This window comes from Pseudomonas sp. R25(2017) (assembly GCF_002112565.1).
GTDB classification, from domain to species: domain Bacteria; phylum Pseudomonadota; class Gammaproteobacteria; order Pseudomonadales; family Pseudomonadaceae; genus Aquipseudomonas; species Aquipseudomonas ekonensis.
In genome coordinates this window covers 203,241-216,537 of the sequence record NZ_NEHZ01000009.1, presented here as the reverse complement: position 1 = coordinate 216,537, position 13,297 = coordinate 203,241, and the positions used below count along the sequence as shown (strand labels likewise).

The 13,297-nt window shown below is 67.8% G+C and carries 9 protein-coding genes; 7 read left to right on the top strand and 2 right to left on the bottom strand.

Annotated elements, in window-relative coordinates:
* Nucleotides 1-113 precede the first annotated feature (113 nt).
* From CAG31_RS14335 to CAG31_RS14315, 5 genes are read left to right on the top strand one after another with little or no spacing between them, the layout of a single operon-like run.
* On the top strand, nt 114-950 hold the full coding sequence (locus CAG31_RS14335) for a sulfotransferase (RefSeq protein ID WP_085582147.1): 837 nt from the start codon (nt 114-116) through the stop codon (nt 948-950).
* Between the two features lie 52 nt (nt 951-1,002).
* Complete coding sequence (locus CAG31_RS14330) at nt 1,003-7,686, top strand: Ig-like domain-containing protein (protein ID WP_085582144.1); 6,684 nt, start codon at nt 1,003-1,005, stop codon at nt 7,684-7,686.
* Nucleotides 7,687-7,727: 41 nt separating this feature from the next.
* Nucleotides 7,728-9,242, top strand: coding sequence for a TolC family protein (locus tag CAG31_RS14325; protein WP_085582142.1), 1,515 nt, complete (start codon nt 7,728-7,730; stop codon nt 9,240-9,242).
* Between the two features lie 15 nt (nt 9,243-9,257).
* Nucleotides 9,258-10,043 (top strand): aspartyl/asparaginyl beta-hydroxylase domain-containing protein, encoded by a 786-nt coding sequence (locus CAG31_RS14320; RefSeq protein ID WP_085582140.1) that lies wholly within the window; start codon nt 9,258-9,260, stop codon nt 10,041-10,043.
* On the top strand, nt 10,031-11,023 hold the full coding sequence (locus tag CAG31_RS14315; RefSeq protein ID WP_085582137.1) for a sulfotransferase family protein: 993 nt from the start codon (nt 10,031-10,033) through the stop codon (nt 11,021-11,023). Before CAG31_RS14320 ends, CAG31_RS14315 begins: the two co-directional genes overlap by 13 nt.
* Here CAG31_RS14315 and CAG31_RS14310 read toward each other — a convergent pair.
* Both CAG31_RS14310 and CAG31_RS14305 read right to left on the bottom strand, forming a co-directional pair.
* Nucleotides 10,989-11,747 (bottom strand): slipin family protein, encoded by a 759-nt coding sequence (locus tag CAG31_RS14310; RefSeq protein ID WP_085582135.1) that lies wholly within the window; start codon nt 11,745-11,747, stop codon nt 10,989-10,991. The genes CAG31_RS14315 and CAG31_RS14310 overlap by 35 nt on opposite strands.
* 2 nt (nt 11,748-11,749) lie before the next feature.
* Entirely contained in the window at nt 11,750-12,280 is a 531-nt protein-coding gene (locus CAG31_RS14305; RefSeq protein WP_085582133.1) for an NfeD family protein, read from the bottom strand.
* A gap of 193 nt (nt 12,281-12,473) precedes the next feature.
* Between CAG31_RS14305 and CAG31_RS14300 the strand changes: the two genes are divergently transcribed.
* Together CAG31_RS14300 and CAG31_RS14295 are read left to right on the top strand one after the other, a co-directional pair.
* Nucleotides 12,474-12,935, top strand: coding sequence for an aminoacyl-tRNA deacylase (locus CAG31_RS14300; RefSeq protein ID WP_085582131.1), 462 nt, complete (start codon nt 12,474-12,476; stop codon nt 12,933-12,935).
* Between the two features lie 115 nt (nt 12,936-13,050).
* A complete protein-coding gene (locus CAG31_RS14295; protein WP_085582129.1) occupies nt 13,051-13,296 on the top strand; it encodes a DUF2789 domain-containing protein in 246 nt (81 codons plus the stop codon).
* Nucleotide 13,297: the final 1 nt, after the last annotated feature.

The following is a 13,297-nucleotide window of genomic DNA, read 5'->3' as shown; positions in this document are numbered from 1 at the left end:
ACGGATGGTCAACGTCGATTTAGCTTCGATTTGATATCAAAACACCACTAGTCGAAAGGTTATTGTTGGGCTACGCTCTGTCCGACAAACGGACTTAACCATTTGGTGAAGGGATGCAGCAGTTCCACTTTATCTCCGGCTTGCCGCGATCAGGTTCGACCCTTCTTTCTGCGATCCTGCTGCAGAACCCGCGCTTTCATGCCGGCATGACCAGCCCGGTGGGCGCGCTGTTCTCAGGTGTCCTGGAGCAATGCAGCGCCGGCAGCGAGTTCGGCGCGGTGATCGACACCGACATGCGCCGCCGTTTGCTGCGCGGCCTGTTCCAGTCCTACTACGCCGACAAGGCCGACAAACCGGTGGTGTTCGACACCAACCGCCAGTGGAGCGCCCGCCTGCCGGCGATCAACGACCTGTTCCCCAACGCCAAGGTGATCGCCTGCGTGCGCAACGTCGCCTGGGTGATGGACAGCCTGGAGCGGCTGTACCGCGCCAATCCGTTCGAGAACACCAAGCTGTTCGGCGACGCCGGGGAGCGCAACACCGTCTACAGCCGCTGCGAGACCCTGGCCCAGCGCAACCGCCTGGTGGGGTTCGCCTGGGCGGCGCTCAAGGAAGCCTATTACGGCGAGCACGCCGATTCCTTGCTGATCATCGACTACGACCTGCTGACCCAGGCCCCGGAGCGGGTGCTGCGGCTGGTCTACGAGTTCATCGGCGAGCCGTGGTTCGAACACGATTTCGAGCATCTGGCCTACGACGCGCCCGAGTTCGACCAAGCCCTGGGGGTGTCCGGCCTGCACAAGGTCAAGCCCAGGGTCGCCCTGCAGTCCCGGCGCACCATCCTGCCGCCGGACCTGTTCAACCAATACGCCGATCTGTCCTTTTGGCTCGATGGCTCAGCCAGCGCCGCCAATGTCATTCGTATGAAGTCCGACGCCGCGATCAGTTGATCGCGGCGTTTTTCATTGATGTGTCACAACTGTTCGAGTCCGGGTGAGCAACATGTGGTGGAGCAAGAAACACGCGCGGGTAACCGAGGGTGCACGGACGCTGGCCGCGCCGATGATCATGTCGCTGGAGCCGCGCATGCTGTTCGACGGCGCGGTGGCGGCGACCGTCGCCGACACCGCTGCCCAGGCTGACAGCCATCCCGCCGCCGACGCCGCCAAGGCGCCGGCCGCCGACCACCCGGTCGCCAGCAAGGACACCCACGGCCAGGCCGATGCCGCGCCCGCCGCCAGCCCAGTGGCGGTGCCGGGCCAGAGCGTGGTGTTCGTCGACTCCCGGGTCAAGGACGCCGACAGCCTGCTCCAGGGCATCGCCCCCGGCACCCAGGTGGTGAAGCTCGACGCGGGCAAGGACGGCCTGCAGCAGATCGCCGACTACCTCGACCAGCACCAGGGCGTGAGTTCGGTGCAGATCATCGCCCACGGCAACGCCGGCGACCTGTGGCTGGGCAACAGCTACCTGTCGGCGGACAACGTCGCCCAGCGCAGCGCGGTGCTGGCGGAAATCGGCAAGGACATGAACGTCGGCGGCGACATCCTGATCTACGGCTGCTACACCGCCGAGGGCGACCGCGGTCTGAGCTTCGTCGATTCCCTGGCGCAATTGACCGGGCGCGACGTCGCGGCCTCGAACAACCGCACCGGCGTGGGCGGCGACTGGAACCTGGAAATCGCCACCGGCAACATCGAAAGCGCCAACGTGCTGTCGGCCAAGTCGATGAGCGAATACCAGTGGGGCCTGGCCACCTGGACCGCGACCAACAACCTCAACACCGGCGTCGGCTCGCTGCGGGCGGCGCTGGCCTCGGCGCAGAACGGCGACATCGTCACGTTCAGCTCCGGCATGACCGTGCAGCTCACCTCCGAACTGCTGATCAACAAGAACATCACCGTCGACGGCGACCTGAACAACGACGGCGTGGCCGACGTGACGCTCGACGGCCAGTACAAGACGCGAGTGGTGGAAATCGCCTCCGGCAGCACGGTGACGCTGGACGGCCTGGTGATCACCCGCGGGCTGGTGTCGGGCAACGGCGGCAACGGCGGCTACGGCGCGGCCGGCGCCATGGGCGGCGGGATCTTCAACGCCGGCGTGCTGACCCTCAGCAACGTTTCGGTCACCAGCAACGCGGCGGCCGGCGGCGGTGGTGGCGGCGGTGTCACGGGCGCATTCTACGGCGGCGGCGGTGGCGGCGGCGGTGGCATCGGCGGTCAGGGCGGCGGCCATGGCGGCAGCGCCGGCCCCGGCGTCGGTACGCTGGGCGGCGGGGCCGCCACCGCCGGCATCGGCGGCTACGGCGGCGGCTACGACGCGGTCCAGATGGGCGGCCGCGGCGGCGGCACCACCGGCGGCACCGGCGGCCTGGGCGTGTCCAACTACAGCAACGGCGGCAACGGCGGCACGGCGAGCAACGGCACCATTTCCATCGGCGGCGGCGGTGGCGGGGCCGGCTGGGACAAGGTCGGCGGGGCCGGGGGCAACGCGGCCGGCGGTATCTACAACGCTGCCAGCGGCACCCTGAAGATCGTCGGCACGTCCGTCATCAGCAACAACATCGGTGCGGGCGGCGGCGGTGGCGGCGGTGGCGGCCAGGGCAGCAACGCCAGCAACGGCGGGATCGCCGGGCGCGGCGTCGGCGCCATCTGGAACCAGGGCGGCACGGTGCTGATCACCGCCGCCAACTTCGCCGCCATCAGCGGCAACGGCGCCGGCAGCGGCGCGGGCGGCACGGCCCAGGGCGGCGGCTCGACGGGCGCGTCGCCGACGGCCTTCGCGGCGATCTTCAACAACGGCGGTACCCTCAACACCGCGTACGTGGAACCGCCGACCGCCACCATCGTGGTGTCCGACACCGCGCTGAAGATCGGCGAGACCTCGCTGGTGACCATCACCTTCAGCCGGGCGGTGACCGGTTTCACCAACGCCGACCTGACCATCGCCAACGGCACCCTGAGCGCGGTGAGCAGCGCCGACGGCGGCATCACCTGGACGGCGACCTTCACCCCGACCAACGGCATCACCGACACCACCAACCTGATCGTCCTGGACAACACCGGGGTGACGGCGGTCTCCGACGGCGCAGCAGGCGTCGGCACCACCTCGTCGAACAACTATGCCATCGACACCCAGCGGCCGACCGCGACCATCGTGCTGGCCGATTCGGCCCTGAAGGTCGGCGAAACCTCGCAGGTGACCATCACCTTCAGCGAAGCCGTGAGCGGCTTCACCAACGCCGACCTGACGATCCCCAACGGCACGCTGAGCGCGGTGAGCAGCGCCGACGGCGGCATCACCTGGACGGCGACGTTCACGCCGACCGCCAACATCACCGACACCACCAACCTGATCACCCTGGACAACACCGGCGTCGTCGACCTGTCGGGCAACGCCGGCAGCGGCACCACGGACTCGGCCAACTTCACCATCGACACCCAACGGCCGACCGCGACCATCGTCGTGACGGACACGAACCTGGCGGCCGGCGAAACCTCGCTGGTGACCATCACCTTCAGCGAAGCGGTGACCGGCTTCACCACCGCCGACCTGACCGTGGCCAACGGCACGCTGTCGGGCCTGAGCAGCAGCGACGGCGGCATCACCTGGACGGCCACGCTGACGCCGAACGCCAACATCACCGACAGCACCAACCTGGTCACCCTGGACAACACCGGCATCGCCGACCTTGCGGGCAACGCCGGCAGCGGCACCACCAACTCCAACAACTACGCCATCGACACGGCGCGCCCGACCGCCACCATCGTGGTGGCCGACAATGCGCTGAAGATCGGCGAGACCTCGCTGGTGACCATCACCTTCAGCGAGGCGGTGACCGGCTTCACCAACGCCGACCTGACCATCGCCAACGGCACCCTGAGCGCGGTGAGCAGCAGCGACGGCGGCATCACCTGGACGGCGACCTTCACGCCGACCGCCAACATCACCGACGCCACCAACGTCATCACCCTGGACAACACCGGGGTCACCGACGCGGCGGGCAACACCGGCAGCGGCACCACCGATTCGAACAACTACGCCGTCGACACCCAGCGCCCGACCGCCACCATCGTGGTCGCGAACCCGACGCTGGCCGTCGGCCAGACCTCGCTGGTGACCATCACCTTCAGCGAGGCGGTGACCGGCTTCACCAACGCCGACCTGACCATCGCCAACGGCACCCTGAGCGCGGTGAGCAGCAGCGACGGCGGCATCACCTGGACGGCGACCTTCACGCCGACCGCCAACATCACCGACGCCACCAACGTCATCACCCTGGACAACACCGGGGTCACCGACGCGGCGGGCAACACCGGCAGCGGCACCACCGATTCGAACAACTACGCCGTCGACACCCAGCGCCCGACCGCCACCATCGTGGTCGCGAACCCGACGCTGGCCGTCGGCCAGACCTCGCTGGTGACCATCACCTTCAGCGAGGCGGTGACCGGCTTCACCAACGCCGACCTGACCATCGCCAACGGCACCCTGAGCGCGGTGAGCAGCAGCGATGGCGGCATCACCTGGACGGCGACCTTCACGCCGACCGCCAATGTCACCGACGCCACCAACCTGATCACCCTGGACAACACCGGGGTCGCGGACACGTCGGGCAATGCCGGCAGCGGCACCACCGATTCGAACAACTACGCCATCGACACCCAGCGGCCGACGGCGACCATCGTCATGGCCGACAGCAACCTCGCCGCCGGCGAAACCTCGCTGGTGACCATCACCTTCAGCGAAGCGGTCACCGGGTTCACCAACGCGGACCTGACCGTCCCCAACGGCACGTTGAGCGCGGTGAGCAGCAGCGACGGCGGCATCACCTGGACGGCGACCTTCACCCCAAGCGTGGGCGTCAACGACGCCACCAACGTGATCACCCTGGCCAACACCGGCATCGCCGACCTGGCCGGCAACGCCGGCAGCGGCACCACCAACTCGGGCAACTTCACGATCAACACGCAGGTGCCGACGGCCACCATCGTGGTCGCCAACAGCAGCCTGGGGGTCGGCGGCACCTCGCTGGTGACCATCACCTTCAGCGAAGCGGTCACCGGGTTCACCAACGCGGACCTGACCGTCGCCAACGGCACCCTGAGCGCGGTGAGCAGCGCCGACGGCGGCGTCACCTGGACGGCGACGTTCACCCCGACCGCCAACGTCACCGACACCAGCAACCTGATCACCCTGGACAACACCGGCGTGCAGAACAGCGTCGGCAACGCCGGCAGCGGCACCACCGACTCGAACAACTACGCCATCGACACCCAGCGCCCGACCGCCACCATCGTGGTGGCCGACACGGCACTCGGCGTCGGCCAGACCACCACGGTGACCATCACCTTCAGCGAAGCGGTGACCGGATTCAGCCTGGCCGACCTGACCGCGGAAAACGGCACGCTCAGCGGCCTGACCACCTCGGACAACATCACCTGGACGGCCACCTTCACCCCGGCGGCGGGCATCACCGACACCACTAACCTGATCACGCTGGACAACACCGGCGTCGCCGACGTGGCGGGCAACGCCGGCAGCGGCACCACCGACTCGAACAACTACGCGGTCGACAGCCAGCGTCCGACGGCGACCATCGTCATGGCCGACACCGACCTGCGCCCGGGCGAGACCACCACGGTGACCATCACCTTCAGCGAGGCGGTGACCGGGTTCGACAACAGCGACCTCAGCATCCCCAACGGCACCCTGAGCAGCGTCACCTCAAGCGACGGCGGCATCACCTGGACGGCGACTTTCACGCCGGCCCTGGGCGTGACCGACAACACCAACCTCATCGTCCTCAACAACGCCGGCTACACCGACGTGGCGGGCAACGCCGGCCTCGGCACCACCAGCTCGGCCAACTTCACGGTGAACACCCTGGTGCCGACCGCGACCATCGTCGTCGCCGACACCGCCCTCAAGGCCGGTGAAACGTCATTGGTGACCATCACCTTCAACGAGGCGGTGAGCGGCTTCGACAACAGCGACCTGATCGTCGCCAACGGCACGTTGAGCAACGTCAGCAGCAGCGACGGCGGCATCACCTGGACGGCGACGTTCACCCCGACCGCCAACGTCACCGACACCACCAACCTGATCACCCTGAACAACGCCGGGGTGACCAACGCCTCGGGCAACAGCGGGGTCGGCACCACCGACTCCAACAACTTCGCCATCGACACCGCGCTGCCGACCGCCACCATCACGGTCGCCGACAACCGCCTGGGCATCGGCGAGACCACCACGGTGACCATCACCTTCAGCGAGGCGGTGAGCGGTTTCGACCTGTCGGACATCAGCGTCGCCAACGGCGTGCTGTCGAACCTGAGCAGCAGCGACGGCGGCGTGACCTGGACCGCCACGCTGACGCCGACCGCCGGCGTCAACGACGCGACCAACCTGATCGTGCTCGACACCGCCGGCGTGCAGGACGCGGCGGGCAACCTCGGGGCGAGCATCGCCATCTCCAACAACTACATCCTCGACGCGACCCGGCCGACGGTGAACATCGTGGTGGCCAACCCGCACCTGGGCATCGGCCAGACCACCACCGTGACCTTCACCTTCAGCGAGGCGGTGAGCAACTTCGACCTGTCGGACCTCAGCGTCACCAACGGTGACCTGAGCAACCTGAGCAGCAGCGACGGCGGCAAGACCTGGACGGCGACCTTCACGCCGACCGCGAACGTCACCGACCCGAGCAACTTCATCGCCCTCGACACCAGCAACGTCACGGACCTGGCGGGCAACGCCGGCAGCACAGTGGCGGTGTCCAACAACTACGCCCTCGACGCCGAGCGGCCCACCGCCACGGTGGTGGTGGCTAACCCGAACCTGGGCATCGGCCAGACCACCCAGGTGACCATCACCTTCAACGAGGCGGTCAGCGGCTTCGACCTGGCGGACATCAGCGTCGCCAACGGCACCCTGTCCGGCCTGAGCAGCAACGACGGCGGCAAGACCTGGACCGCGACCCTGACGCCGAACGCCAACGTCAACAGCGCCAGCAACGCGATCAGCGTCAACGCCGCCGGGGTCAGCGATCTCTCCGGCAACAGCGGCAGCGGCATCAGCCAGTCCGGCAACTACGTGATCAATACCGTGCCGCCGACGCCTCCGACGTCGCCGACCGTGGTGGTGACCCCGGATCCTGAATTCCGCAGCAGCGACCCGGTGACCGTAGCGCCGCCGCCGTACGTGCCGCTGCAACCGATCGTGTTCACCCCGCCCACCGGCAACCTCGGCTCGCCGCTGACCTTTTCGCCGCTGTTCGAGCAGCGGGTGATCGGCGACGGCATCCGTCCGCTCGGTGACATTTTCATCAACCGCGGCGCGCTGAGCCCAAGCTTCATCGCCCAGGTGTTCGGCGACAGCACCTACGGCGACGGCACCGGTCACGGTTTCCTCGGCTTCGGCGGAGGCGACGGCGGGGTGTTCGGCAGCAGCACCTTCGCCGGCCTGTTCAACCAGGCCAGCGATGCCGAGCGCGAATCGGTCAACGCCTTCGACAGCCATCCGATCAAGGGCGGCGACATTTCCCAGGGCCTGCGCGGCGTGTTCGGCGCGCCGACCCTGGGCCAGCAACTGCAGCAGTTCCAGGACAGCGAGCAGCACCGGGTCGACAGCCTGGCGGCGGCGCTCAAGCAGATCGGCGTCAGCGAAACGCCGAGCGCATAAAAACAACACACCATTTGTAGGACCCAAGGGGCGATCCAGGGATGAAGAAGAGTCAGAAGTTGTTCGGCGCCAGCCTGCTGGCGCTGGCGATCAGCGGATGTGCAGTCACCAGTGAGCCGATCGAGCGCAGCGTCAGCGAACAGCGCGCCCGAAGCGATCTGCAGAACATGTACAAGGGCCAGGAGCCGCTGCACGGCCCGCTGACCCTGCACCAGGCCATGGCCCGGGCGGTGAAGTACAATCTCGAAGGCCGGCTCAAGGTCATGGAGGAGGCGCTGGCCAAGCGGCAGCTCGACCTCGCCAGCTTCGACATGCTGCCGCGCATGGCGCTGGACGCCGGCTACGTGGGGCGCAACAACGTCAGCGCCTCCAGCAGCCAGAGCGTGCGCACCGGCACCCAGTCCCTGGAACCGTCGACCTCCCAGGACCGCGACCGCGACGTCGCCGACCTGACCATGGTCTGGAACGTGCTCGACTTCGGCGTCAGCTACATCAGCGCCAAGCAGCAGGGCGACCAGCGCCTGATCGTTCAGGAGCGCCGGCGCAAGGTGATCAACACCATCGTCCAGGACGTGCGCTCGGCCTACTGGCGGGCGATGGCCGCCGAACGCCTGCTCAAGCAGATCGATGCCTTGATGGCCCGGGTCGACACCGCCCGGCGCAACAGCCAGAGCATGAGCGACCAGCGCATCGGCGACCCGGTGCAGGCCCTCGGCTACCAACGCTCGCTGATCGAGGCGACCCGCCAGCTGGAGGAGCAGCGCCGCGCGCTGTCGCTGGCCAAGACCGAACTGGCGACCCTGATCAACCTGCCGATGGGCTCGGAGCTGACCCTGGCCACCGACGACGGCTACCAGATCCCGGAACTCAAGGTCGACCTGGCCAAACTGGAACAGGAAGCCCTGACCAACCGTCCGGAACTGCGCGAGCAGGACTACCAGACCCGCATCAGCGCCGCCGAGACCCGCAAGGCCATGTTGCGCATGCTGCCGGGGCTGGAGTTCTCCGCCGGCGGGCACTACGACAGCAACTCGTTCCTCGTAGAGCAAGGCTGGGCCGACTACGGCGTGAAAGTCACCTGGAACCTGTTCAACGTGATCTCCGCCCCGGCGGCCATCGACGTGGCCAAGGCCGGCGAAGAAGTCGCCGCCGCACGCCGTCAGGCGATGTCGGTGGCGGTGCTGGCCCAGTTGTACGTGGCCAACGCGAACTATCAGGAGGCGCTGCGCCAGTTCAAGACCAGCCAGCAGTTGTCGGAGATCGACGGCCAGATCGTCGGTCAGTTGCGCAACCGCCACCAGGCCGCCGGCATCGGCGAACTGGACCTGATCCAGGGCGAACTGAACAACCTGCAGGCCGACCTGCGCCGCGACCTGGCCTACGCCGACCTGCGCAACGCCTACGGCCAGATCTTCGCCAGCGCCGGGCTCGATCCGCTGCCGGATCAGGTGCAGTCGACCCAGGTGCAGTCGATCGCCACCGCCCTGGCCAACCGCGAAGCGGCGTGGGCCTCGGGCGACATTTCGGTGCCGGTGGCCCATGCCCCTGCGCAGTGATGCGCCCGGTGTCCCATGAGCCGGCCGGCCTACTCGCGGTTGCCGGTGGCGGTGGATCTGCCGCTGCTGCGCCAGGCGCTGGCGGCGATTGACGACAGCGCCTGGCGGGGGCATTTCAACACCGCGTACTTTGCCGGCGACTGGAGCGGCGTGGCGCTGATCTCCGCGGCGGATGCGTTCACCGAACTGTCGCCCGGCCAGGCTGCGCCGGTGCCCCGCGGGCCCTGGCTCAACGACCGCCGCTGGCGCCAGGCGCTGCGTGGCCTGCCGTTGCAGATCGTCAGCGCCCGGCTGCTTCGGCTCGGGCCGGGCGGGCAGATCCACGAACACCGCGACTACGACCTGGAAGGCCCCGAGGCGGATCTGCGCCTGCACATCCCGCTGCTCAGCCCGCCCGCCGTGGATTTCTGGCTGGACGGCCAGCGCATGCCGATGCAGGCCGGGGAGTGCTGGTTCCTCGACCTGTCGCGGCCCCACCGGGTCGACAACCGCGACAGCAGCGTTCGGGTTCATCTGGTGCTCGATTGCCGTCCCTGCCCTTGGCTTGAGCGGATGATCGGCGAAGGCCTGGCGGACACGCCGGCCCCCGGCACCGAAGACACGGCCCTGCAGCAGTTTCAGCGGCAAGTGGCGGACGATCCGGCGCTCAGCGCGACGCTGCAGGCCGTGCAGGATCCCGAGCGCTTCATCGATTGCGCCGTGGCGCTGGCCGCCGAGCGCGGCCTCGCGCTCACGCCTCAGGCCCTGCGCGCCGCGATGCGCAACGGACGGCGGACATGGAACGAACAATGGCGCGCATGAATTTCGACGGCTGGCTGCCGATCCGCATCTGGAGCGAGGCCGGGCAGTGGCAGGTGGACTGGTGCTGGTTCGGCGATGCGCCGTTGCGCCAGCCGTTTTTCCGCGATGCGGTGGACGACGCGCTGCGGCTGCCGTTCAACCAGGCCTTGCGCCGGCAGACGCCGCTGTCGGCGCTGACGGACTGGCAGGCGCACAGCCCCGGCCTTGCGCCGAACGCGTTCATCCTGCATGCCTCGCGCTGCGGTTCGACCCTGGTCAGCCAGATGCTGGCCCGGCTCGATGACCACATCGTCGTGTCCGAGCCGCCGCCCCTCGATGCCCTGCTGCGCAGCGACCTGCCGGCGCCCGAACGCCGGGCGGCCATCGCCGGGCTGCTGTCGGCCTACGGCCAGCGTCGGCGCGGCGGCGAACAGCGGCTGGTGATCAAGCTCGACGCCTGGAACATCGGCGAATGGCCGCTGCTGCGCGAATGCCACGGGCAGACGCCGTGGCTGTTCGTCTACCGCGACCCGCTGGAGATCGCCGTCTCCCATATGCGCCGTCCCGGCATGCACATGGTGGCGGGCATGCTCGGCGACTGCGTGCTGGACGACGGCCTGCCGTTCGAGGGGCGCGAAGACTTCATCGCCCGGCGCCTGGGGCGTCTGCTGGAGGCCGGGTGGGTGCATTGCCGCGATTCCGGCGGGCTGGCGGTGAACTACAGCGAATTGCCCGAGGCCATGACCGGGCACCTGGCGACGTTTTTCGGATTGAGCGCCGAGCAGTGCCTTCGGGCATCGGCGGCGACCGTGCAGCACGCGAAACAGCCGGCGCAGGTGTTCGTCGCCGACGGCGAGGACAAGCGCCGCGAAGCGTCGGCGCTGCTTCAGGCGCGGGTCGAGCACTACGCCGGGGCGCCTTACCGGGCGCTGGAGGCGTTGCGGCAGGACACGTCGTGCGCCGAGGTCAGGACGGTTTCGTCAGGTCGCTCATCCCTTTGAGCAGCTCGATCGGCAGCGGAAAGACAATCGTCGAGCTCTTGTCCCCGGCGATCGAACTCAAGGTCTGCATGTAGCGCAGCTGCATGGCGCCGGACTGGCGCCCCAGCATCTCGGCGGCCTGCATGAGCTTCTCGGAGGCCTGCAGTTCGCCTTCGGCGTGGATCACCTTGGCCCGCCGCTCCCGTTCCGCCTCGGCCTGCTTGGCGATGGCGCGCACCATCGACTCGTTGAGGTCGACGTGCTTGATCTCGACGTTGGCGACCTTGATGCCCCAGGCGTCGGTCTGGGCGTCCAGCACCTGCTGGATGTCGATGTTCAGCCGTTCCCGTTCGGCCAGCAGTTCGTCCAGCTCATGCTTGCCCAGCACCGCGCGCAGGGTGGTCTGGGCCAGTTGGCTGGTGGCCATAAGGAAGTCCTCGACCTGGATGATCGCCTTCTGCGGGTCGAGCACGCGAAAGTACAGCACCGCGTTGACCTTCACCGACACGTTGTCGCGGGTGATCACGTCCTGGGGCGGCACGTCGAGGACGATGGTGCGCAAGTCCACCCGCACCATCTGCTGCACCACGGGGATCAGCAGGATCAGTCCCGGCCCCTTGACCTGCCAGAAGCGCCCGAGCTGGAACACCACGCCCCGTTCGTACTCGCGCAGGATGCGGAACGTCGAGCCGGCCAGGGCGATGAGCAACAGCAGCAGCGCGACAAAACCGATTTGCAGACCCATGATCACTCTCCGAGCGGTGCCGCGTCAGCCGCGGCCACTTGCAGCAACAGGCCCTTGCGGCCCACCACCCGCACCGGTTGCCCGGTGTGCAGCGGCGTGGGGCTGAGCACCTGCCAGCGTTCTCCCTGCAATTGCACCCAGCCGCTGCGGGCATCGCCGGGCTCCACGACGGTGACCGCCGTCACGCTGCCGAGCAGCCCGGCGTCGCCGCTGACCGGCCGGCGCGGCCGGGTCTTGAGGGCCCGCCAGAGCAGCGCGGCCAGCAGCACCGCACTGACCAGACCCAGGCCGAGCATCATCGGCACCGGCAGGCCGACGTCACCCAGGATCAGCGCGCCGACCACGAACATGACAAGGCCGGCCAACCCGACCACACCGTAGTTGGGCAGCACGGCTTCGGCGATCATGAACGCGATGCCGAGGGTGATCAGCCACAGGCCCACCGGGTTGACCGCCGGCAGCGGGGCATCCGCCGCCAGGGCTGCTCCGCTGAGCAGCATCGACAGGGCAAGCGCACAGCAACGGGTGTTCACGTGACCCTCCGGGAGCGTCAGGGGCTTACCTACAGTCTAGTTGAGCCTGCACCTGGATGATTTTTGATCAGTCCGGGCAAGCCGCCAGTGGGCGGAAATCCCTGTGCGGGCGGCCCGGCGGACTAGACTTTGTGGACGGCAACAGCATTCATGACCGTCCGCCGCACAGCGCCGGCGGGCATCGAGGTGCATCATGCGTATGGCAAGAAAGGTGCAAAGCAGCCTGAGACAGGCGCAATGCGAATATGACATCGTCGCTCATCCGCACTCCTCCAGCAGCCTGGAAACGGCGCGGGTCGCCGGGGTGCCGGCGGAGCGGGTGGCCAAATCGGTGATCCTCGACGATCGCCACGGGCACTACCTGATGGCCGTGCTGCCGGCCAGCCATCATCTGGACCTGAGCAAAGTGCCCGATGGCGGGCAATGGCAGATCACCCGCGAAAGCAACCTGGCGCACCTGTTCGACGACTGTGAACGCGGCGCGGTGCCGCCGCTGGGCGACGCCTACGGGCTGGACATGGTCATCGACCCGCTGCTGACCCGGCAGAAAGACATCTACCTGGAGGCCGGAAACCACAACAACCTGCTGCACATGAGCATCCCTGAATTCCTCAAGGCGGTGCCCCATGCGCAGGTGCGGGAGCTGAGCGATTAGCTACCGCCCTGCTGTGCACGACGCAGGACCTGCGCAAGCGAGCCTGTCCGCGATGACGGCGGCAGGCGGGCTCCCGCAGTCTTTCCTTTGCCCGTGATTTCCGAAGGAGCCAGACATGGAAAACCCGACCCACAGCCTTTCAGCGTTGTTCAAGCAACTCGGCCTGGCCTGCGATCCGGCCGGCATCGACCAGTTCATCGCCACCCACTCCCCGCTCAAGCCGGAACTGCACCTGGCCGATGCGTTTTTCTGGAACGAGGCGCAGAAGGCCTTTCTGCGGGACGAGATTCTGGATGACGCGGATTGGGCGGAGGTGGTGGATCAGTTGGATGTGATGTTGAGAAAGGGAAGGGCCGGGTAGT